At 67.1% G+C, this 22,154-nt stretch carries 23 protein-coding genes; 18 read left to right on the top strand and 5 right to left on the bottom strand.

The window, feature by feature from the left end; genetic code table 11:
* The first annotated feature begins 37 nt into the window (after positions 1-37).
* Entirely contained in the window at positions 38-2,242 is a 2,205-nt protein-coding gene (locus C5B85_RS03500; protein WP_104284796.1) for a bifunctional (p)ppGpp synthetase/guanosine-3',5'-bis(diphosphate) 3'-pyrophosphohydrolase, read from the top strand.
* On the opposite strand, the gene C5B85_RS03505 is transcribed toward C5B85_RS03500, so the two are convergent.
* From C5B85_RS03505 to C5B85_RS03515, 3 genes are all read right to left on the bottom strand, one after another.
* The gene (locus C5B85_RS03505) at positions 2,229-2,789 is read right to left on the bottom strand and encodes a hypothetical protein (protein WP_104284632.1); all 561 of its coding nucleotides are present in this window, start codon (positions 2,787-2,789) and stop codon (positions 2,229-2,231) included. The two genes, C5B85_RS03500 and C5B85_RS03505, sit on opposite strands and share 14 nt — an antisense overlap.
* Positions 2,790-2,861: 72 nt before the next feature.
* Entirely contained in the window at positions 2,862-4,094 is a 1,233-nt protein-coding gene (locus C5B85_RS03510; protein WP_104284633.1) for a DUF349 domain-containing protein, read from the bottom strand.
* 147 nt (positions 4,095-4,241) lie between these two features.
* A complete protein-coding gene (locus C5B85_RS03515; RefSeq protein WP_258070558.1) occupies positions 4,242-5,021 on the bottom strand; it encodes a peptidylprolyl isomerase in 780 nt (259 codons plus the stop codon).
* Between the two features lie 69 nt (positions 5,022-5,090).
* Here C5B85_RS03515 and C5B85_RS03520 point away from each other — a divergent pair, with 69 nt between their 5' ends.
* The 11 genes from C5B85_RS03520 (at position 5,091) to aroB (ending at position 16,271) form a co-directional block, all read left to right on the top strand.
* Positions 5,091-6,416, top strand: coding sequence for a replication-associated recombination protein A (locus C5B85_RS03520; RefSeq protein WP_104284635.1), 1,326 nt, complete (start codon positions 5,091-5,093; stop codon positions 6,414-6,416).
* A 198-nt stretch (positions 6,417-6,614) separates the two neighbouring features.
* The gene (gene rpsD, locus C5B85_RS03525) at positions 6,615-7,244 is read left to right on the top strand and encodes a 30S ribosomal protein S4 (RefSeq protein ID WP_068484404.1); all 630 of its coding nucleotides are present in this window, start codon (positions 6,615-6,617) and stop codon (positions 7,242-7,244) included.
* A 197-nt stretch (positions 7,245-7,441) separates the two neighbouring features.
* Positions 7,442-7,855 (top strand): DUF948 domain-containing protein, encoded by a 414-nt coding sequence (locus tag C5B85_RS03530; RefSeq protein WP_104284636.1) that lies wholly within the window; start codon positions 7,442-7,444, stop codon positions 7,853-7,855.
* Positions 7,856-7,893: 38 nt separating this feature from the next.
* On the top strand, positions 7,894-8,088 hold the full coding sequence (locus C5B85_RS03535; protein ID WP_104284637.1) for a Na+ dependent nucleoside transporter N-terminal domain-containing protein: 195 nt from the start codon (positions 7,894-7,896) through the stop codon (positions 8,086-8,088).
* 70 nt (positions 8,089-8,158) lie between these two features.
* On the top strand, positions 8,159-10,828 hold the full coding sequence (alaS, locus tag C5B85_RS03540; RefSeq protein WP_104284638.1) for an alanine--tRNA ligase: 2,670 nt from the start codon (positions 8,159-8,161) through the stop codon (positions 10,826-10,828).
* A gap of 1 nt (position 10,829) precedes the next feature.
* Entirely contained in the window at positions 10,830-11,327 is a 498-nt protein-coding gene (ruvX, locus tag C5B85_RS03545) for a Holliday junction resolvase RuvX (protein WP_181064271.1), read from the top strand.
* Complete coding sequence (gene mltG, locus C5B85_RS03550; protein WP_104284640.1) at positions 11,272-12,525, top strand: endolytic transglycosylase MltG; 1,254 nt, start codon at positions 11,272-11,274, stop codon at positions 12,523-12,525. The genes ruvX and mltG overlap by 56 nt, the downstream gene beginning before the upstream one ends.
* On the top strand, positions 12,503-13,408 hold the full coding sequence (locus C5B85_RS03555) for a shikimate dehydrogenase (RefSeq protein WP_104284641.1): 906 nt from the start codon (positions 12,503-12,505) through the stop codon (positions 13,406-13,408). Before mltG ends, C5B85_RS03555 begins: the two co-directional genes overlap by 23 nt.
* A 4-nt stretch (positions 13,409-13,412) precedes the next feature.
* Positions 13,413-14,684, top strand: a complete 1,272-nt coding sequence (aroC, locus tag C5B85_RS03560) for a chorismate synthase (protein ID WP_104284642.1) — start codon at positions 13,413-13,415, stop codon at positions 14,682-14,684.
* Complete coding sequence (locus tag C5B85_RS03565; RefSeq protein ID WP_104284643.1) at positions 14,681-15,196, top strand: shikimate kinase; 516 nt, start codon at positions 14,681-14,683, stop codon at positions 15,194-15,196. Before aroC ends, C5B85_RS03565 begins: the two co-directional genes overlap by 4 nt.
* The gene (gene aroB / locus C5B85_RS03570; RefSeq protein ID WP_258070559.1) at positions 15,189-16,271 is read left to right on the top strand and encodes a 3-dehydroquinate synthase; all 1,083 of its coding nucleotides are present in this window, start codon (positions 15,189-15,191) and stop codon (positions 16,269-16,271) included. The genes C5B85_RS03565 and aroB overlap by 8 nt, the downstream gene beginning before the upstream one ends.
* Here aroB and C5B85_RS03575 read toward each other — a convergent pair.
* Both C5B85_RS03575 and C5B85_RS03580 read right to left on the bottom strand, forming a co-directional pair.
* Positions 16,268-16,897, bottom strand: coding sequence for a dihydrofolate reductase family protein (locus C5B85_RS03575; protein WP_104284645.1), 630 nt, complete (start codon positions 16,895-16,897; stop codon positions 16,268-16,270). The two genes, aroB and C5B85_RS03575, sit on opposite strands and share 4 nt — an antisense overlap.
* Positions 16,898-16,973: 76 nt before the next feature.
* The gene (locus tag C5B85_RS03580) at positions 16,974-17,831 is read right to left on the bottom strand and encodes an N-acetyltransferase (RefSeq protein WP_104284646.1); all 858 of its coding nucleotides are present in this window, start codon (positions 17,829-17,831) and stop codon (positions 16,974-16,976) included.
* 183 nt (positions 17,832-18,014) lie between these two features.
* Between C5B85_RS03580 and C5B85_RS03585 the strand changes: the two genes are divergently transcribed.
* From C5B85_RS03585 to C5B85_RS03610, 6 genes are all read left to right on the top strand, one after another.
* Positions 18,015-18,884, top strand: a complete 870-nt coding sequence (locus tag C5B85_RS03585) for a Cof-type HAD-IIB family hydrolase (protein WP_181064257.1) — start codon at positions 18,015-18,017, stop codon at positions 18,882-18,884.
* A 21-nt stretch (positions 18,885-18,905) separates the two neighbouring features.
* On the top strand, positions 18,906-19,373 hold the full coding sequence (gene aroQ / locus C5B85_RS03590) for a type II 3-dehydroquinate dehydratase (RefSeq protein WP_104284648.1): 468 nt from the start codon (positions 18,906-18,908) through the stop codon (positions 19,371-19,373).
* 116 nt (positions 19,374-19,489) lie between these two features.
* Complete coding sequence (gene efp, locus C5B85_RS03595; protein WP_068484432.1) at positions 19,490-20,053, top strand: elongation factor P; 564 nt, start codon at positions 19,490-19,492, stop codon at positions 20,051-20,053.
* On the top strand, positions 20,053-20,460 hold the full coding sequence (gene nusB, locus C5B85_RS03600; RefSeq protein WP_068484434.1) for a transcription antitermination factor NusB: 408 nt from the start codon (positions 20,053-20,055) through the stop codon (positions 20,458-20,460). Before efp ends, nusB begins: the two co-directional genes overlap by 1 nt.
* 155 nt (positions 20,461-20,615) lie before the next feature.
* A complete protein-coding gene (pyrR, locus tag C5B85_RS03605) occupies positions 20,616-21,179 on the top strand; it encodes a bifunctional pyr operon transcriptional regulator/uracil phosphoribosyltransferase PyrR (protein WP_104284649.1) in 564 nt (187 codons plus the stop codon).
* Entirely contained in the window at positions 21,176-22,135 is a 960-nt protein-coding gene (locus C5B85_RS03610) for an aspartate carbamoyltransferase catalytic subunit (RefSeq protein ID WP_104284650.1), read from the top strand. The genes pyrR and C5B85_RS03610 overlap by 4 nt, the downstream gene beginning before the upstream one ends.
* The last annotated feature ends 19 nt before the right edge of the window (positions 22,136-22,154 follow it).

Raw genomic sequence — 22,154 nt, forward strand, 5'->3', positions numbered from 1 at the left:
GTGCTGTGTGAGTGAAGTCTCCTCGCTGCGCTGGCGAATGCCGCGAATGTTCGCGAAGCAGCCCGTGCACGTCCTCGAGCCGATTCTCAAGTCGCTCAGAAAGCATGACCCGCGCGCGAACACCGCGCTCGTGCAGCGCGCTTACGAGGTCGCCAAGGACGCCCACGAGGGGCAGTTCCGCCGCAGTGGCGAACCGTACATCACGCATCCCGTCGCGGTCGCGAAGATCCTCGCCGACCTGGGCATCGGCTCGATAACGGTCGCAGCTGCACTCCTCCACGACACCGTCGAGGACACGGAGTACACGCTCGACGAGCTCCGCTCCGACTTCGGAGACGAGATCGCGATGCTCGTCGACGGGGTCACGAAGCTCGACAAGGTCAAGTACGGCGACAACGCCCAGGCTGAGACCGTGCGCAAGATGGTCGTCGCGATGTCGAAGGACATCCGCGTTCTTGTCATCAAACTGGCAGACCGGCTGCACAACGCCCGAACGTGGGGCTTCATGTCCCCGGAAAAGGCGAAGAGCAAAGCCAAAGAAACCCTCGAGATCTACGCGCCCCTCGCGCACCGCATGGGCATCCAGGCGATGAAGAACGAGCTCGAGGACCTCTCCTTCGCCGTCATCAACCCCAAGATCTACTCCGAGATCAAGAACCTCGTCGCGCACCGCCAGCCTGAGCGGGAAAAGTACGTGCAGCGCGTCATCGCCGAGGTGCAGTCCGACCTCCGCCAGCTCAAGATGCGGGGAGACGTCTACGGGCGCCCCAAGGAGCTCTACTCGATCTATCAGAAGATGATCGTGCGCGGCCGCGACTTCGACGAGATATACGACCTCACGGCCATCCGCCTCATCGTCGACTCCGTGCGCGACTGCTACGGCGTGCTCGGAGCGATCCACGCGAGGTGGACGCCGATGCCCGGCCGCTTCAAGGACTACATCGCAACGCCGAAGTTCAACCTGTACCAGTCGCTGCACACCACGGTCATCGGGCCAGACGGCAAGCCCGTCGAGATCCAGATCCGCACCGTCGAGATGCACCGACGCGCCGAGTTCGGTGTCGCAGCGCACTGGATGTACAAGCAGAACGCCCAGTCGGGCAAGCAGGACAAGGCAGACGAGACCCGCACGGAGATGGCGTGGCTCAAGCACCTCAGCGACTGGCAGCAGGAGACCACGGATCCTGGCGAGTTCCTCGACTCGTTGCGCTTCGACCTCGGCGCCAAAGAGGTCTACGTCTTCACGCCGCAGGGCAAGGTCATCGGGCTGAGCGCCGGTGCAACGCCCGTGGACTTCGCCTACGCGATCCACACCGACGTCGGCCACCGGACAATGGGCGCCAAGGTCAACGGGCGTCTCCTGCCCCTCGACTCGAAGCTGCAGAACGGTGACGTCGTCGAGGTCTTCACGTCGAAGAATCCGGACGCCGGGCCGAAGCAGGACTGGCTGACCTTCGTGGCGAGCGCCCGAGCCAAGAACAAGATCAGGCAGTGGTTCTCGAAAGAGCGCCGCGACGAGGCCATCGAGCAAGGCAAGGACTCCGTCGCGAAGGCGCTCCGGAAGGCCGGCCTGCCACTCAACAAGGACCACGTCCAGGAGGCATTCTCGTCCGTCGCCTCGAACCTCCGCTACCTCGACGTGACCGCGCTCTACGCGGCCGTCGGCGACGGGCACGTCTCGACGCAGTCCGTCATGGAGAAGCTGCAGGCGGCACTTCGCCAGGAGCAGGATGTGCCTGCCGCGGATGAGGCCCCGCAGTTCACTCCGGGCACGACCATTCCGACAACCAGCGACTCCGGCGTGCTCGTGAGGGGCGCGCCTGACATCCTTGTCAAGGTCGCCAAATGCTGCACTCCAGTCCCCGGGGACGAGATCCTCGGCTTCGTGACCCGCGGCCAGGGCGTCTCTGTGCATCGTGCCGACTGCAACAACGTCTCGACCCTCCTGCGCGAGCCCGAGCGCATGATCGAGGTCCAGTGGGCCCCGAGCTCCTCAAGCGTGTTCCTCGTGAACATCCAGGTTGAGGCGCTCGACCGCTCCGGTCTGCTGAGCGATGTCACGCGCGTCCTGAGCGAGCATCACGTCAACATCCTGTCTGCGACCGTGCACACCTCGAAGGCGCGTCTGGCCATCAGCAAGTTCTCCTTCCAGATGGGCGATACAACACACCTCGACCGGGTCCTCAACGCCGTGCGTCGCATCGACGGGGTCTACGACGTGTACCGGGTCAAGACTCAGTAGTCTCGCCAGCTTCGCGCGTCTCGCTTGTGAGCGCCAGTGTCGCTCGCCTCCTCGCGAGCGAAGCATACGGGCGTCTGACGTTCGGATGCTCGGCGAGCAATTCGACGGGGTTCAGGCCCAGGAGCCGCGCGGCGAGGTCGATCGTCGATTGGCAGGCCTGCGGGTCGTGGAGCAGGTCGAAGAGCGCTTGCCATGGCCGAACCACTCGGACGCCGCCGACGAGCATCACGGCCCGCGCTGGCGGGGCCGTCGAGCGGTAGCGCACTCCGCCGACCCCCTGGGGCGGGCGTGAGCCGCGTGAGGTGGCCAGTGTCACCAGGTGCGGGGTCGGCCCACCCTCGTGGACCCATACTGCCGACGCACCGCCGACGGCGCAGCTGCCCGTGAGCAGGGGCTCCAGCGTAGCGGCGCGGACCTCGGCCGTGATCCTGTCCGCCACCGAGACATAGCCGACGGCGTCCGCGTGCCCGAACCGAACGATGTCGCCGTCACGCACCATCACCTGCAGCTCAGCTTCGGGGAGCAGACGAAGTGGGGCAGGATGCACACTCGCATCCTGCCCCACTTCGGTCCGCACGCTCCGATCAGCTCAGAGAGCTGTGGAGAGTGCTGTCGGGACTCAGCTGCCGATGGCGCCGAGCCAGACTCGGCGCGCCTCGAGCGCCTCTTCTGCTTCCTTCACGGCCCGCTTGTCGCCGCGCGCCTCGGCATCGGCGCGCTCGGCTTCGAGCTTCTCGATCGCCTCGGTGAGCTGGCTGTGCATACCCTGGCTGCGCGCCAGGCGCTCAGGGTTGGACTTCTGCCAGTGGTCGTCGTCCAGCTTGCGCACGTGCTGCTCGATCGCGCGCAGGCGGTCCTCGGTAGCCTTGAAGTTCTCACGAGGAACGCGGCCAACCTCGTCCCAGCGGCGCTGGATGTCGGCAAGCTTCTCGCGGGCGGCTCGGCGGTCCGTGATCTGCAGGATGGGTGTCGCCTCCTCGAGCAGAGCGGCCTTCACCTCGTAGTTCGCGGCGTACTCTTCGTTGTCTGCGGCGTCAACCTCGCCCTTGGCCTGGAAGAGCACGTCTCCGGCGGCCTTGAACTGGTTCCAGAGGGCGTCGTCGTACTTGCGACCGGCGCGGCCTGCTGCCTTCCACTCATCGAGCAGGCGGCGGTAGTCGGCGACGCCGTCTGCACCGCGCGAGGCAAGCGCTTCGGCGCGTTCAAGAATCTTGGTCTTCGCGTCGCGCGCCGTCTTGTGGCTGGCGTCGAGCTCGGCGAAGAAGGCACGACGCTCACGCTCGAGCGTGCTGCGTGCACCGCGGAAGCGCTTCCAGAGGGCGTTCGCCTCCGCCTTCGGCAGACGGGGTCCGTCCTGCTGGTGCGTCTTCCACTTCGTGAAGAGCTCGTCGATGCTTGCCGTCGTCTGCTTCCACTGGATGGAGGCCGGCGGCTGAGCGGCGAGCCGCTCGGCTTCGACGACGATCGCCTCTCGCTCCTGGAGGGCTCCAGCGATCTCTTCCTGCTGCGCCTCGCGCTGCTGCTCCGTCAGCTCGCTGACGGTGCCCCCGAGGGCCTCGAGTCGAGTGCGAAGCGCTGCCAGGTCGCCGACGGCGTTTGCACCGTCCAGCTGGGCGCTGAGGTGCTTGGCCGACTTCGCGATATCGGAAGCCGGTGCTCCATTCTTGACGCGCTGTTCGAGCAGGGACACCTGACCCTCGAGGTCGGAGAACTTGCGAACGAAGTACGCGAGAGCCTCCTCGGTCGTGCCGTCGGGGTACTGGCCGACCTTGCGCTCAGTACCTTCTTCGATCACGTACACGGTGCCGTCTTCTTCGACGCGGCCCCATGGATTCTGGGGGAGTGCAGACATGGCGGGTATTCCCTCACGGTAGGCGTTTGCGCAGCTTGCGCGACTGACTCCCCATGCTAGGACACTACGGAGGTTTCCTTCACCAGCGCATGTCCAGTCTCCGCGACGGGGGGAGCGGAGCCGTCGCTGGAGATCGGATCGAGCGAGCTACTTCAGGGTAAGCGACGTGATGACGGCGGGAACGACCGGGGCCCCGTCACCTGCTCCGGAGGCTGGGTCCACGCCGGCGTCCACAATTCCGGAGATGAGCTGGTCGAGACCGTCCGTGACCTTGCCCATGACGGTGTAACCGCCCGCGGCGTCGCCTGGCAGCGTCGTGTCCTCGTAGACGATGAAGAACTGGCTTCCCATGCTCTCAGCGTTGCCGCCCTGACGGGCCATTGCGATGGTCCCGGCCGGGTAGACGCCATCCTCAGGGGCGTTCTCGATGGGACCCCAGCTGTAGCCGGGCCCACCGGTCCCCGTGCCGGTCGGGTCGCCGCACTGGAGCACGAAGAGCCCTTCCGTCGTCAGGCGGTGGCAGGAAGTATCCGTGAAGTAGTTCTCGCCGCTGAGGGAGACCATATTGGCGACTGCCTGCGGGGCAGCGGCGCCGTCGAGTTCGATGCCAAGCGCGATGTCCTCGTTGATGGTCAGCTCACCGGTCCAGGTGCGAGCCTCGGCGAGGGCGGGGTCCGGCACCTCACCGGAGGGCGTTGCCCCTGGCGTCGACGTCGACTCCGCGACAGGCGTCTCCCCACCCGGGCCGCCCGTGAAGTAGAAGACCTGCAGCGCGCCGACGACAAGCGCCACCATGACGAGCGCAATCGCCCAGGTGCGGTTGTCCCGGCTCCGTCGTCGCACTCCGCGCTCGTGGACGGCGACACGCGCCTCATACTCGCGGGTCCGCCGACGCTGTTCGCGGGAGTTCTTGTCCGAAGTTGCCACTGTGCCCCATTCGCTTGTCTTCAGCATGCCGTGCAGGCACCAGAGGGGAGTTTACTAACATCGGGCTTCATGACCGGTGACGCGCCAAGCCTTGCGGGCACAACTGCGCCCCTTGCGGTGCGGATGCGCCCGAGATCTCTCGACGAGGTAGTCGGGCAGCGGCACCTGCTGCGCCCCGGCTCGCCCCTCCGAGCGCTCGCTTCCCCTGAGCAGGACACGAGGGCCGGCACCTCTGTCATCCTGTGGGGCCCGCCGGGGACAGGGAAGACGACCCTCGCTCAAGCGATCGCGCACACGTCCGGGAAGCGATTCACGCAGCTCTCGGCGATCTCGGCCGGCGTCAAGGACGTTCGTCAGGTGATGGATGAGGCGCTGACTCAGCGAGACCTCTACGGGATCCAGTCCGTGCTCTTCCTCGACGAGATCCACAGGTTCACGAAGGCGCAGCAGGACGCGCTCCTTCCCGGAGTCGAGAACGGCTGGGTCACACTCGTCGCCGCGACGACGGAGAACCCGTCCTTCTCCGTCATCAGCCCGCTCCTGTCGAGGAGTCTCCTCCTCACCCTGCAGCCGCTCGACGAGGCCGACCTCATCGAGCTCATCGACCGGGCGGCCTCAGACAAGCGGGGCCTCTCAGGTGCGTTCGAGGTCGCAGATGACGCGAAGCGCGCGATCGTCCAGTTCTCCTCCGGCGATGCCCGCCGAGCGCTCACAACCCTCGAAGCGGCAGCCGCCGCCGCGCACGCGTCAGAGCAGACGACGATCGACGCGGAGATCGTCTCCAGCGCCTCCGACCAAGCGCTGCTTCGGTACGACCGAGACGGCGACGAGCACTACGACGTCATCAGCGCCTTCATCAAGTCGGTGCGGGGGAGCGACCCAGACGCCGCGCTCCACTACCTGGCGCGCATGATCGTCGCGGGGGAGGACCCTCGCTTCATCGCGCGCAGGCTCATCGTTCTCGCGAGCGAGGACATCGGGCTCGCGGAACCGCGGGGGCTCGAGATGGCGGTGGCCGCCGCCGACGCAGTCCAGCTGATCGGCATGCCAGAGGGGCGCATCCCGCTCGCCCAGGCGACTGTTTTCCTTGCGACGGCCCCGAAGTCGAACGCTGCGTACTCTGGTATCAACGCGGCGATCGCCGACGTCAAGGCCGGCGGCATCGGCCGCGTGCCGAAGCACCTCAGGGACGCCCACTACGCCGGAGCGAAGCGCCTCGGCCATGGCAAGGGCTACAAGTACCCGCACGACGACGCGCGTGGGGTCTCGGAGCAGCAGTACCTCCCGGACGAGCTGAGCTCACGCGAGTACTACTCGCCGACCCGTTTCGGCGAGGAACGAGAGATCGCAGCGCGGCTCGAGAAGCTGCGCGCCATCACGAAGCCAGGAACCTGACCGCATCCGGCACTGTGCTAGTCTTTCTCGGTCTACCTCCCGGGGTTTCGTGCGGCTGCGCGTCCGAGAGTAAGGCGTGCAGTCTGTAGCCGACGCACGCGTGACACTGCTCAAGTTTGACGCCGGGGCACAGCCTTGGCGGAGAGCAACTTCATTTCTGCGCGCTCACGCGCGCCAAACTTCGCTCGAAAGGCAATTGTGTCCAAGACCTCACGTTCACGCAGCAAGGTGCGCCTCAGCCGCGCACTCGGCATCGCACTCACCCCGAAGGCAGAGCGCGCGCTCGAGAAGCGCCCGTACGCACCGGGCGAGCACGGCCGCACGCGTCGCAAGACCGACAGCGACTACGCCGTCCGCCTGCGCGAGAAGCAGCGTCTGCGCGCCCAGTACGGGCTCCGCGAGAAGCAGCTTCGCATCGTCTTCGAAGAGTCGCGTCGCGCGGCTGGCCTGACGGGTGAGAACCTCGTCGAGCTGCTCGAGATGCGCCTCGACGCGCTGGTTCTGCGTTCGGGCTTCGCCCGCACCACGGCTCAGGCACGTCAGCTCGTCGTGCACCGTCACATCCTCGTCGACGGCAAGCTCGTCGACCGTCCCAGCTTCCGCGTGAAGCCGGGTCAGCTCATCCAGGTCAAGCAGCGCTCGGAGGCCCTCGAGGTCTTCCAGGTCGCCGCAGCCGGTGGCCACGCGGACGTCCTCCCGAAGCTGCCTGCGTACCTCGATGTCGACCTCGCAACGCTCCAGGCGCGCCTCGTGCGTCGCCCGAAGCGCGTCGAGGTCCCGGTGACGTGTGAAGTTCAGCTCGTCGTCGAGTACTACGCTGCTCGCTAGCCAAGCAGGCACTCCGGTTCACCGGAACTGGCAGTTCGGGGCAACCCGAGCCGCTTGAGCCAACTAGCATAGGGGCGGGTCATCGCAAGATGACCCGCCCCTTTGTCTGTCCTGCGGCGCTGCGCCGCTCGTCTACCCGTGCGGCAAAGCCGTCCGCCTACTCGTGCGGCAGCTCGCCGAACTCATTAAGGAGCACCATGTCTGGTGGCGACATCGCCGGCCTCATCGCGGCCGGAGTCTTCCTCGTCCTCGTCCTTCTGCTCGCCGTCCCGCTCTTGAAGCTCGGCGGGGTCCTCGACGAGGTGCGCAGCGGCATCCGCGAGTCCGTGGATGCCATCACGCCGACGCTCGCCGAGACCCAGGTCACCGTGCTCGAGGCGAACAAGCAGCTCGCGAAGATCGACAGCATCACGACCCACGTCTCCGAGACGACCAGCAACGTCTCGAGCCTCGTCGCATTGACCGCAGCGACGGTCGGCGGCCCGCTCATCAAGCTCGCGGGCTTCTCTGCCGCTGTCCGCGCCGGCATCTCCAGCTTCAAGAGCGACGCCCCAGCGGCGGTCAAGTCGTCGGCGAAGCCCAAGAAGCCGAAGCAGCGCGGCACTCGCTGACCAGCCCGCTCCCCGCACACCTTGTCTTAGGAGACCCCATGCGCACAGCACTCAGCATCATCGGCGGTATCGCCGCAGGATTCGCCCTCGCTCACCTCGTCAACTCCACGCCGGCCGGCCGCAAGTTCTTCGCGGGCGTGAACGGGCGCGTCGACGAGTTCACCGAAGCCGTCGGTGAGGGCTACCGCGCCCGCACGCAGGACCTCTCGGCAGCCATCGCCGACATCAAGTAGCGCGACAAGCCTCCGCGCAACCCGCGGGGATCTTCGTCACTCGCCGCCAGAGAAAGAGCCACACAGCACGATGCAAACCGCCGAGATCCGTCGCCGCTACCTCGACTTCTTCGAGCAGCGAGGGCACACCGTCGTTCCTTCAGCGCCCCTGGTAAGCGACGACCCGACGATCATGTTCACGATCGCGGGCATGGTGCCGTTCATCCCGTACTTCACCGGAGTGGTCCCCGCCCCGTTCGACCGAGCGGTGAGCGTCCAGAAATGCATCAGGACGAACGACATCGAAGAGGTCGGCAAGACGCCGAGGCACGGCACGTTCTTCCAGATGTGCGGAAACTTCTCCTTCGGCGACTACTTCAAGCAGGGCGCGATCGAGTTCGCCTGGGAGCTGCTCACGACTCCAGAAAGCGCCGGCGGCCTCGGCTTCAGGCCGGAGGACCTCTGGATCACGGTCTACGAGAAAGATGACGTGGCCCGCGGTATCTGGCGCGAGGTGACCGGGTTCCCGGACGCGCGCATCCAAGGGCTCGGGATGAAGGACAACTTCTGGTCTGCCGGTGGCCCCGGCAGCCCAGCGGGCCCCTGCTCGGAGATCTTCTTCGACCGTGGCCCCGAGTACGGCGCGGACGGAGGGCCCGAGACCGACGACGACCGCTACGTCGAGATCTGGAACCTCGTCTTCATGCAGTACGAGCGTGGCGAGGGCACGACGAAGGACGACTACGAGATCGTCGCGGACCTCCCGAAGCAGAACATCGACACCGGCATGGGCCTGGAGCGCATCGCGTTCATCAAGCAGGGCGTCGACAACATGTACGAGATCGACCAGGTGCGCCCCGTGCTCGATAAGGCGGCCGAAATCTCGGGCAAGGCATACGGTGCGGTCCACGAGGACGACGTGCGCATGCGCGTTGTCGCAGACCACGTGCGCTCCTCGCTCATGCTCATGGCCGACCGAGTCGAGCCAGGCAACGAGGGGCGCGGCTACATCCTGCGTCGTCTGCTTCGCCGCGTGGTCCGCGCCATGCGACTCCTGGGCTTCGAGGGCGCGAGCCTTCCCCAGCTCCTGCCTGCTTCCAAGGAAGCGATGCAGGATGCCTACCCCGAGCTCCTCGAGGAGTTCCCACGCATCGCCCGCCTCGCCTACGCCGAAGAGGAGACCTTCCTCCGCACGCTTGCGGCAGGCACCGCCATCCTCGAGACCGCCGTCACCGACACGCGCGCCAGCGGCGTGCAGCACCTCTCGGGCGAGACAGCGTTCAAGCTCCACGACACGTTCGGCTTCCCCATCGACCTGACAGTGGAGATCGCTGAAGAGGCAGGCGTCAGTGTCAACCGCGAGGCATTCGAGCGCCTCATGAGCGAGCAGCGTACACGGGCGAAAGCAGACGCGAAGTCGAAGCGCTCCGCCCTGGCCGATGTCTCCGTCTACAGCGAGTTCCGCTCGCTCGGCGAGACGACGTTTGTCGGCTACACCGACCTCGCTCACGAGAGCGAGGTCCTTGGCCTCATCGTCGACGGGCTGCCAGCCGTCAGCGCGGGCGTCGGGCAGCAGGTCGAGATCATCCTCGCGAGCACGGCACTGTACGCGGAGTCCGGCGGACAGGAAGCCGACTCAGGACAGATCACGTCGGCGTCCCGTGGACTGGTCGCTAACGTGGTTGACGTCCAGCGGCCCATCGCGGGTCTCGTGAGCCACACCGTCTCCATCGTCTCTGGGGAGGTGGCCGTCGGTGACCGCGTCGAGACGATCGTCGACCGGGCGTACCGTCGGAGCGCGAACCAGGCGCACACGGCGACGCACCTCCTCCACGCGGCGCTCCGCGACGTGCTCGGGCCAGACGCCCACCAGTCCGGCTCCTACAACAAGGCCGGCTACCTCCGCCTCGACTTCTCCTGGACTCAGGCGCTCACGACCGACACTAAGTCGGAGCTCGAGGGCATCGTCAACGATGCCATCCGCGCGAACCACGTCGTCACCACACGGGAGATGGATCTCGACGAGGCCAAGTCTCTCGGCGCTCGAGCGCTGTTCGGCGAGAAGTACGGCAGCAGGGTGCGGATGGTCGACATCGGCGGGCCCTGGTCTCGCGAGCTGTGCGGCGGGACGCACGTCGGATCATCGTCGGAGATCGGCATCGTCAACCTCGTCGGCGAGTCCTCGGTAGGGTCGAGCAACCGTCGCATCGAGTCGCTCGTGGGTCGGGATGCGTTCGCCGACTTCGCCGTCGAGCGCGCAATCGTCTCGCAGCTCACGAGCAATCTCAAGACTCCACGCGAGCAGCTTGCTGAACGCGTTCAGGACCTCTCCGCCAGCCTCAAAACTGCGCAGAAGCGCATCGCAGAGCTCGAAGCGGCCGAGGCAATGCAGCGTGTGCCGGCCATCGCCGCCGAGGCAACAACCGCCGGTGGCGTCGTGCTGGTCGCGAAGCACCTCGGTGAGGTCCGCAGCGCTGACGAGCTGCGCTCGCTTGCGCTTGCCGTGCGCGAGCAGCTGGGTGACCGCCCGGCCGTCGTCGCGCTCGGCGCAGCGTCAAACGGCAAGCCGATCGTGCTCGTGGCCACCAACCAGGCTGCCCGCGACGCAGGGGCAGGCGCCGGCGCGCTCGTCCGCATCGCGGCCCCGATCCTCGGCGGCGGTGGCGGCGGCAAGCCCGACGTCGCCCAGGGCGGCGGCACCGACGTCGCGCGCCTCGACGACGCGCTCGCCGCGATCCGCTCCGAACTGGCGAATGGCTGACATCCGCTTCGGCACGCGCCTCGGCGTCGACGTGGGCAAGGCGCGCGTCGGCGTCAGCAGGAGTGACCCGCACGGGATGCTCGCGACGCCGCTCGAGACGGTGCCGCGAGACGGTGCCAAGGGCGATGCGCACGCGAAGCGCATCGCGGAACTCGTAGCCGAGTACGACGCGATCGAGATCGTCGTCGGCCTTCCGCTCTCGCTATCGGGCGCCGAGACCGCGTCCACCGCAGACGCGCGGGGGGTCGCCGAGCAGATCGCCGCTCACTCCCCGGTGCCACTCAGGTTGGTGGACGAGCGTCTGACGACGGTGAGTGCAAGTCGGCAGCTGCGTGACGTCGGCAGGAAAGCATCCAGATCTCGGCACATCATCGACCAGATGGCGGCAGTCGTCATCTTGCAGACCTCGCTCGACGCGGAGCGCCAATCCGGACGCGCGCCGGGTGAGCTCCTCTCCCGAAAGGATCAGGACTCTGACGGACAACCAGCCCCCAGGTAGCCAAGACGGACGAAAGCGCTTCACCCCGGATGACCCGTTCGGGGACCTGTTCTCCGGCGAGATCGCGACGCAGGCGGATGCCAACGGCGGCAACCCGCGCAGGTCTGGCGGCACGCGCAGACGCGAGTCCGCGGCCGTCAGGCAGGGCAAACGGAGCCTCTTGGTCATCCTCGTCCTCGTCGTGGTCGTCGCTGTGAGCGCCGCGGTCGTCTGGTTTGGCTTTGGCTCCCAGCTCCGCAGCCTGTTCGGGGGAGGCGCCTCTTCTGCCGACTTCGAGGGCACCGGGAACGGCACACAAACCGCGTTCACGATCGAATCGGGGGACACAGGAACCTCGATCGGCGAACGACTCGCCGAAGTCGGCATCGTGAAAACCTCAGGCGCGTTTGTCCACGAAGTTCTGGCGCAGCCGGAGGACCCAGTCTTCATCCCAGGCAGCTACGGCATGCAGGAAGAGATGAGCGCTGAGTCGGCACTCGCGTCGCTGCTCGACCCGGAGAACCGCCAGGAGTCGACCGTGGTGATTCCAGAGGGCACGGCGCTCCAGGATGTCTATGCGCTGATCGAAGGTGGCATCGGCATTCCCGTTGCCGACCTCGAGGCTGCAGCGATCCCCGCGAACTTCGGGCTCCCTGCGGAGGCCACGACACTCGAGGGCTTCCTGTTCCCTGCCACGTACAGCTTCGACCCTGGCGTCGACGCGACGACCGTGCTCAAGACCCTTGTCGACCGCATGTTCCAGTCGCTGGACGAGCACGGCGTCGCCCCTGAGGCGCGTTGGGACACGGTACGTCTCGCGTCGCTCATCCAGAAGGAGGCCGGCCTCCGCGAGGACTACTACAAGGTCTCGCGGGTCTTCCTCAACCGTCTCGACATGGGCATGCTCCTGCAGTCCGACGCGACGGTCGCGTACGGCACGGGAAACACGCACCGCGTCTCGACGAGCGACGCTGAGCGAGCTGACGCCGCGAACGCCTACAACACCTACGTGCATCCGGGTATGGTCACGGGCCCCATCTCCAACCCTGGAGATATCGCGATCGACGCTGCCGTGAACCCTGCCGACGGGCCATGGGTGTACTTCGTGACCTGGAACCTCGACACGGGGGAGACGATCTTCTCCGAAACGTTCGAGGAACACGAGGTCGCCGTTGCCAAGTGGCTGGCCTGGATGGATGAGCACCCCGAGTATGGCTGAGGCGAAGGCAGGGCTGGGGAGAGGAACCGGCACGCGGCTCGCTGTCCTCGGCTCGCCGATCGGGCATTCGAAGTCGCCAGCGATCCACGCCGCTGCCTACGAGGTGCTCGGGCTCGACTGGCGCTACGAGCGCTTCGACGTACCTGAAGGCGAGCTCGCGGATTTCATGGCGAACCGCGGTGGAGGTTGGCGTGGGTTCTCCGTGACGATGCCGCTCAAGCAGGAGGCCCGCGCCTACGCGTCCACGCTCGCTCCAGCGGCAGCCGAGATCGGTGCCGTCAACACGCTGGTCTTCGACACGACCGACCCGGCGGCGCCGGCCCGGGGTTGGAACACCGACGTGACGGGGTTCATCGCCGCGCTCAGCGAGGCGGGCATCGAGAGCGCCAGGCGGGTGCGGCTGCTCGGTGCGGGTGGGACGGCCGCCGCCGTGGTCGCTGCACTTCCTTCGCTCCGGACGGAGGCGCTTTCGCTCGTCGTCCGCTCCCCGCCGCGCGCGCAGGCCCTGGCTGAGCTCGCGTCATCGCTTGGCCTGCAGGTCGAGGTCATGACCTTCGCGCAGTTCGACGCCAGGCCGGCCAGTGCCAAGGCGGCCGAGCTGGTTGTGAACACGGTTCCCGGTGACCGCGACCACCTGAGGGTGGACAAGTCCTGGGTGCAGGGGGCTGTGCTCTTCGACGTGCTCTACGACCCGTGGCCGACGAAACTCGCTGCCCGTTGGCAGTCGGCGGGAGGGCGAGTCGTGTCGGGACTCGAGCTGCTGCTTGCTCAGGCGCTCCTGCAAGTGAGGCTCTTCACCGGCCGAGGCGAGTCGGAACCGCTGCCGCGAGAGGTCGAGGTGCGCTCCGCGATGCGGAGTGCCGCGCTGCGCGTGTCAGAATAGTCCAATGCTTCGATGGCTCACGGCCGGGGAATCCCACGGCCCAGAACTCCTCGCGATCCTCGAGGGACTCCCGGCTGGTGTCCCGCTTTCCCTCGACGATCTCCGCACCGACCTCGCACGCCGAAAGCTCGGCCACGGCCGTGGCGCTCGCATGAAGTTCGAGCAGGATGAGCTCACGCTCTCCGCTGGAGTGAGGCACGGCTTCACGATGGGCTCGCCCATCGGCATCCGCATCGGCAACACCGAATGGCCGAAGTGGGTCGAGGTCATGAGCCCCGAACCCGTCGATGCCGCTGTCTTCGACACCGGCCGCGGTGCGAAATTGACCCGCCCACGCCCAGGACACGCCGATCTCATCGGCATGCAGAAGCACGGCTTCGACGAAGCTCGCCCCGTGCTGGAGCGAGCAAGCGCCCGTGAGACCGCGGCACGAGTCGCGCTCGGGGCCATCGCGAAGCGATTCCTGTCCGAACTGGGCATCACGACGCTGAGCCACACCCTTGCGATCGGCACCGTGCGTGTCCCCGAGGATGCGCCGCTGCCGAGCTACGGCGACCTCGCCGCGATCGACGCCGACCCGGTTCGCGTCTTCGACGAGGAGACCTCAGCGGCAGCTGTCGCGCTCATCGACGAGGTCCGCAAGAGCGGCGATACGCTCGGGGGAGTGACCGAAGTGCTGGTCTGGGGCCTGCCGCCGGGAATCGGCTCGTACGTCCACTGGGACCGTCGGCTCGACGCCCGGCTCGCGAAGGCGCTCATGAGCGTCCAGGCCATCAAGGGTGTGGAGGTCGGCGACGGCTTCGAGACGACGCGGCGCCCCGGCACCGCGGCGCACGACCCCCTCTACGTTCGCGACGGTTCGATCGTGCGCTCGAGCGACCGCGCTGGCGGCATCGAGGGTGGCATGGCGACGGGCACGGTTCTCCGCGTGCGTGCCGGGATGAAGCCGATCGCGACGGTGCCCAAGGCGCTGCACACGGTCGACGTCGCGACGGGCCAGGACGCGGCAGCACACCACCAGCGCTCAGACGTCTGCGCCGTGCCTGCATCCGGTGTGGTCGTCGAGGCGATGGTGGCCCTCACGATCGCCGATTCCATCCTGGAGAAGTTCGGCGGCGACTCGGTTGCTGAGACGAAGCGGAACATCGAGAGTTACCTCGCGAGCATTCCGCCGCTGCTGCGGACCTCGAGCGAGTCCGTCTCCGAGTCGGCGCTGCAGGCCGGGCCAGTCGACGAGACCCCGATGGGGGACTCGCTCAGCGAGTGGCGCGTATGAGCGTCGTCCTCATCGGCCCGCCGGCCGCTGGTAAGTCGAGGGCGGGGCGTCGCCTCGCGAAGGTCCTCGGAGCCAGCTACGCGGACACGGACAAGGTCATCGTCGATCGGCACGGCGCGATCCCCGAGATCTTCGCCAAGCACGGAGAAGCCGAGTTCAGGCGCCTCGAGCGCGAGGTCATCGCCGAGCACCTGGAGACGACCGAGGTGCTCTCCCTCGGGGGAGGCGCGGTCATGGACTCGGAGACGCAGGCGCGACTCGACGCTCACACCGTCGTGCTGCTGACTGCCACCCCAGCCGCCATCACGGAACGCATCACCGGCAACTCGAAGCGCCCGCTCATCACGGGCATCGAGAGCTGGACGAAAATCTACGAAGCGCGCCGCGAAACCTACGAGCGTCTCGCGGATGCAAGCTTCGACACTTCATTCCGGCCCATGGTCCGCGTTGTCGAAGACATCGCGGAGTGGTTGGACCAGCTCACCAAGGAAGGACCAAGCGACGTTGCCTGAGATCATCGAGGTTCCCGGCGCCCACGGCGACATCATCATCGGGGCCGGCCAGTTCAGCGACGCCGCGTCCGTGATTCCACCCCTCTTGGGCGACGGCGTCGCCAAGGTCCTCATCGTGCACGCGCCGCACCTCGCCAATGTGGCTGAGCGCGTTCGCGAGCAGCTCGTCAGCGAGTACAACCAGGTCCTCATCGCCGAGATCCCGGATGCTGAGGGTGCGAAGCGCATCGAGGTGGCCGCCTTCTGCTGGCAGATCCTCGGCCAGGCCGACTTCACGCGCTCTGACGCCGTCATCACGATCGGCGGGGGAGCGACGAGCGACATCGGCGGCTTCATCGCAGCCACGTGGCTGCGCGGCGTCAAGGTCGTGCACATGCCGACTACCGTGCTCGCGATGGTCGATGCCGCCATCGGCGGGAAGACCGGGCTCAACACCAACGAGGGCAAGAACCTCGTCGGCTCATTCCACCCGCCGGCAGGTGTCGTCATCGACCCGGAGATCCTGGCCGGCCTCCCGAGGAACGAGCTCCTTGCGGGCTTCGCCGAGGTGGTGAAGGCCGGTTTCATCGCCGAGCCCGAGATCCTCGACATCATCGAGCGCGACCCCGAGCTCGCGACGGATCCGACCACCCCAGAGTTCCTGCGCGTCCTCGAGCTCGCGATCCGTGTGAAGGCGAGGGTCGTCGGCGAGGACTTCACCGAGCAGGGGCTTCGGGAGATCCTCAACTACGGGCACACCCTCGGGCACGCGATCGAGAACGCTGAGCGCTACCAATGGCGCCACGGCGCGGCGATTTCCATCGGCATGGCGTTTGTCGCCGAGCTCGCTCGCCTGTCCGGACGGCTCGATGACGCGACGGCTGACCGCCACAAGGCGATCCTCGAGCTTCTCGGCCTGCCCACGAGCTACCCGGCGGGACGCTGGAAGACCCTGCTCGCCACCATGCGCCGCGACAAGAAGTCACGAGGCGCCATGCTTCGCTTTGTGGTCCTCGACGGCCTCGGGCGTCCGACGATCATGCAGGCGCCTGACGAGAGCCTGCTCTTCGCGGCCTACCAGGAGATCGCGAGCTAACTGCACTGCTCGTTCGCGCCGGCTGCCCGCGGTGCGTCGGCTTCGTCGCGCGCTGTCGCGTCGAGGCGGACGTACTCCTCGATCGTGACGCCGGACTGGAAGCGCCGCGTCCCGACCAGCGTGAAGGGCAACGGCAGGTAGTCGGCCCGGCCGAAGAGCGGAACACCGGCCCCGAAGACCACCGGATTCCGCTTCAGGATGAGCCGGTCGATCTCGTTTCTCAGCACGCCGGCGAGTTCGCCACCGCCGCACAGCCAGATGGGGAGCCCTTGCTCCAGCTTCAGCTCCTGCACCGTCTTCAGCGGATCTCCGGTCAGCGTGACATCGTCCGCAACTGACTTTCTCCTGCGGCTCGCGACGAACTGCCTGAGGTGCGGGTACGGGCTCTTGATGCCAGCCTCGAGGGCTGGCAGCAGCGTGTTCCAGCCCATGATGACGGTGTCGAACCTCGTCCCGGGCGCGCTGGCGCCGACGGCCGCGAGCACGTGCGCCGGCAACGTGTCCGCGTACTCGGCGAGGAGAGCGGCCATGTGGTCGCCCTCCATGGGAAACGCCTCGAAGCCGCCATCGGGGTCTGCAATGAATCCGTCGATGCTGGTTGCGACGTAGTACACAAGTTCTCGCATGGCTGCTCCCGGTGTCCTCTGCTTTTCGAGAAACCTAGTCCAAGGCCCTGAAACGAGGACGCGAGACCGGACGAGTTCAGCAGCAGCTGACTCGCTCCGGTGCTTCCAGGTAGCGGAACGCCCCGAGCTGACGGAAGCCAGCCCGCTCGAAGAGACGAAGAGAGACTGCGTTGCTGTCGACGACCATCGCAAGGCAGGACGCAGCTCCCCGCGCGGCCGCCTCACCCGCCGCACGTTCGAGCAGCAGACGACCGTAGCCGCGCCCTTGGCTGCTGCTCTCGGTCGCCAGGCAGTCGATGACACCCGTGCCATCGGTCACCGCCACGCGAGCAAGCGCCACCAGCCTGCCCTCGACCCGCACCTCGAGGAAAACCGCCTCGTTCGCCGCCAGGATGCGCGGGGCCACGCGCCGATCACGTGCCAGGCGCCGGCCGTTCCACTCCAGCCACGCGTCGAGCCACTCGGACGGGACATCCCGGGCCGTCGTCGAGAGCACTGCTACGCCTGGGGCGACGACGTCGTCCGGCACGCTCGCGCCCGCAGCCTCGGCTCCAGGAGCAGCAGCAGGAGGAGCGTCGAGCGCCCGCATCAGGATCCGACCGGACAGCGACGATAGGTACCCGAAGGCCTTCAACGCGGCGACCTCGCTCGGGTCGCTCGAATCCGTCGTGAGGAAGCGGCTCGGCAGCCCACGCACGCGGTAGGCCTCCTCGACGGTGCCGATGGCCGCCCTGACATCGCTTTCGTCACCCACCTCACCGAGCATCCACACGCTGTTCGCCCGCCTCGTGAACCCCTCGGAGAAGCCAAGGCTCCATCCGCGCAGGCGCCGCTCGTCGAGCGCGGGCCAGCTCGCCCTGAGCGCCGACACAGCCCAGCCATGGGCGGGGTCCCGCTCACCCGCGTCGGCGAGGGTCTTGTGGTCTGCAGCCATGCTGCGAGGCTAAGCGCACTCCGCCCACAGCGCCAGCGAGCTCGCGGCCGCAGTCACAGTCACAGTCACAGTCACAGTCACAGTTGACGCATCGTCTAGCCTGGACGGCGGGCCGGCGGAAGCTCAGCGTTCGCACCTCGGCGCTGCCGGGCCACGCGCATCCACTCAGCAGAAAGACCCAAGTTGACCAGACGCATCGTCTTCCTCGACATCGACGGAACCCTCATCGACGATCAGGAGCACATCCAGGCATCGACCGTCGAAGCGGTCGTGCGGGCCAGGGCCGCCGGGCACCTGCTCTTCATCTGCACCGGACGCTCCCGCGCGGAGATCTACCCGCAGATCCTCGACATCGGCTTCGACGGCATCGTGAGCGCCGGAGGCAGCTTCGTCTGGCTCGACGGTGAGACTCGCGTCTCGCGCACGATGCCGGTCGCGGACGCCGAGTTCGCCATCAACTACTTCACGCGCTCCGGTATCGACTTCTACGTGCAGAGCGACGCGGCCGTCGTCGCGAGCGACGGTTTCCGGGCGCACCTGCGCCGACTGCTCTCGGCCGAGCTCGCGGAGTCCAACCGGGTCGAGGCAGACGGGGAGCTGCAGTTCGAGAAGTTCTTCGAGCAGGGAGGCGACGTGCTGCGCGACGACATCGGCAAGATGTGCTTCCTGAGCGCCGAGACTCCAATCGACGACATCAGGGCCGCGTTCTCCGGTCGTTTTGACGTCATCAATGCCACCGTCCCCGTGCTCGGGCCGCACAGCGGAGAGCTCCTGCAGCGCGGCGTCAACAAGGGGAGCGCCATCCTCGAGGTCTGCCGGCTCAAGGGCCTCGACCAGGCGGCCACGATCGGAATCGGCGACAGCATCAACGACGTCGAGATGCTGCAGGTCACGGGCGTCGGCGTCGCGATGGGCAACGCGCCGGACGCCATCAAAGCGCACGCGGACCAAGTGACGACCGGCGTGGACGACAACGGGGTCTGGAACGCGTTTGTGCGCAACGGGCTCGTCGCGGCCGATGCGTCGGTCGTTGGCTCCGCCGCCTTCGCCTGACCGCCTCGATAGACTGCGGGCATGCGCATCCTCGTTCTCGGTGGCCCGAACCTCAACCGACTCGGCACTCGTGAGCCCGAGACGTACGGCACGCAGACGCTCAACGACATCGTCGAACTGCTGCGCAGCAGGGCAGGCGAGGGCATCGAGATCGACGCTCGCCAGTCCAACTACGAGGGACAGCTTGTCGAGTGGCTGCACGAGGCCGCGGATGCAGGAACGCCGGTCATCCTGAACCCTGCAGCGCTCACGCACTACTCGATTGCACTGCGCGACGCGGTCTCCATCGTCACCGAGACGGGAACTCCGGTCATCGAGGTGCACCTTTCGAACCCGCACGCCCGCGAGACGTTCCGACACACGAGCGTCATCACCGCCGTCGCAACGGGCGTCGTCGCCGGACTCGGCGCAGGCTCGTATCTTGCCGCGCTCGAGGGCATCCGCACCCTGAGCGAGGCGAATCGGCGCTCGCGCGACACCCTGCACTAGACTTCTCCGGGGCCGCTGGGGCGAAAGCCTCGCGCCGACAGCTCGCGCGTACCTCAACCAGGTGCCGATAACTGAAGAATCCCGCAACACCGCGGGATGGACACGGAGAAACTTCCATGGCAACTACGGCAGACATCAAGAACGGCGTTGTGCTTCTCATCGAGAAGCAACTCTGGCAGGTCATCGACTTCCAGCACGTGAAGCCTGGTAAGGGCGGTGCGTTTGTGCGCACCAAGCTCAAGCAGGTCGTCAGCGGCAAGACCGTCGACCGCACGTTCAACGCCGGAGCCAAGATCGAGACGGCCACAGTCGACCGCCGCGACTTCCAGTACCTCTACCGTGACGGCGACGGCTACGTCTTCATGGACCAGACCGACTACGACCAGATCACGCTCGACGAGCGGATCGTGGGCGACGCGGCCAAGTACATGCTTGAGCAGCAGAGCGTGCAGATCGCCCTGAACGAGGGCGAGCCGCTCTACATCGAGCTCCCGCCGTCAGTTGTGCTGGAGATCACGTACACGGAGCCGGGCCTGCAGGGTGACCGCTCGAACGCGGGCACCAAGCCGGCAACCGTCGAAACCGGCGCCGAGATCCAGGTGCCGCTGTTCGTCGACGCTGGCACGAAGGTCAAGATCGACACTCGCACGGGCGACTACCTGGGCCGCGTCAACGACTAGTGAGCGCACGCACGAAGGCGCGCAAGCGCGCCATGGACATCCTCTTCGCCTCTGACGTTCGCGGGACCCCGATCCCCGAACTCCTCGGGCAGGAGGCGGAGCGCGCAGCCGACGAGCCCGACCGCGCAGCGAGCTGGCGGTACGCCAGGGAGATCGTCCTGGGCGTCATCGAGCACGCCGACGAGATCGACGGCTACATCGTCGAGACGGCGCGAGACTGGACGCTCGAGCGCATGCCGGCGCTCGACCGCTCGATCCTCCGAGTGGCGATCTGGGAACTCAAGTACAACGATGAGATTCCGGCCGCTGTGGCGATCACCGAGGCCGTCAGCGCCGCTGGCGAGTACTCGACGGACGCGTCGGGGAAGTTCATCCACGGAGTGCTCGGCCGCATCAGCGAGCAGTAGCCCGATGCTAGGCTGGGTGCCTGGGTCGAACCCGCTTCGGCGAGACGACCCGGGCCCCAGTCGGGCTCTGGCCGCAGCGTCAACTTCGGTTGAGACGCGGTCTCCATCCCAGACATCCTTTAACACCGTCCAGTGAGGCGGGGAAGGAGGTCGACGTGTCACAGCGAACCGTGCTGAATCACGACGACGTTCAACGAGCCCTCGTGCGCATCGCGCACCAGATCCTCGAGCAGAACCGAGGGTCGCAAGACTTGCTGCTGCTTGGCATCCCGAGCCGTGGGGTACCCCTCGCGAAGCGCCTCGCCGGCCTCATCGCTGGCTTCGAGGCCTCGCACGGAACCCACGTCGAAGCCGCGGACATCGCCGGCGCACTCGACGTGACGATGTACCGCGACGATCTCCGCCGCGGCCCGGCTCGCGTATCGCAGCCGACGCACATCCCCGTGGGCGGCATCGACGGGAAGACAGTTGTCCTCGTCGACGACGTGCTGTTCTCCGGTCGCACCGTCCGTGCGGCCCTCGACGCGCTCAGCGACACGGGCCGTCCTCGGGCCGTCCAGCTCGCGGTCCTCGTGGACCGCGGACACCGGGAGCTCCCGATCCGAGCCGACTACGTCGGCAAGAACCTCCCGTCGGCCCGCAGCGAGCGCATCGGCGTCGAGCTCACGGAGCTCGACGGCGGCGACCGAGTTGTCATCACCGATGGGGGACGAGCGTGAAGCACCTGCTCTCAACGAAGGGCATGACCCGCGACGACGCGATCATGCTGCTCGACATCGCCGAGGACATGTCCGACGTCGGCGACCGCGAGGTCAAGAAGCTCCCGGCCCTGCGCGGCATCACCGTCGTGAACCTCTTCTACGAGGATTCGACGCGCACGCGCATCTCCTTCGAGGCTGCGGAGAAGCGGCTCTCTGCCGACGTCATCAACTTCGGCGCGAAGGGGTCGAGCGTCTCGAAGGGCGAGTCGCTCAAGGACACGGCGCAGACTCTCAAGGCCATCGGCGCGGATGCCGTAGTCATCAGGCACCCCTCGAGCGGCGCGCCCCAGCTGCTCGCCGAGCGAGACTGGATCGACGCTCCCATCCTGAACGCGGGCGACGGCATGCACGAGCACCCCACGCAGGCGCTCCTCGACGCCTTCACGCTTCGGCGTCGCGTCCACGGGCGTAGCGCTGCTCGCGGCAAGGGCCTCGACGGCTGCCACATCGTCATCGTCGGCGACATCCTGCACTCCAGGGTCGCGCGTTCGAACGTCTGGCTGCTGACGACGCTGGGCGCTGAGGTCACGCTCGTCGGCCCGCCGACGCTTGTCCCCGTCCGCACGGAGGCCTGGCCAGCGACCATCACAAGCGACCTCGACACGGCCCTCGCCACTGACCCGACTGCGGTCATGCTCCTGCGGATCCAGGCTGAGCGGATGCACGACGCGTTCTTCCCCAACACCCGCGAGTACGCGAAGAACTGGGGACTTGGCGAGGCCCGCTTCCGGGGCCTGCCCGACGCTACGATGGTCATGCATCCCGGCCCCATGAATCGAGGGCTGGAGATCTCCTCCATCGCAGCCGACTCCCCGCAGTCGACTGTGCTCGAGCAGGTGGCGAACGGCGTCGCAGTCCGCATGGCGGCGCTCTACGTGCTGTGCTCGGGAGAACGCTCAGGGAGCGCATCGTGAACGAGGGCCAAGGAAACGA

It is taken from the genome of Pseudoclavibacter sp. AY1F1 (assembly GCF_002931075.1).
Lineage (GTDB): Bacteria > Actinomycetota > Actinomycetes > Actinomycetales > Microbacteriaceae > Pseudoclavibacter.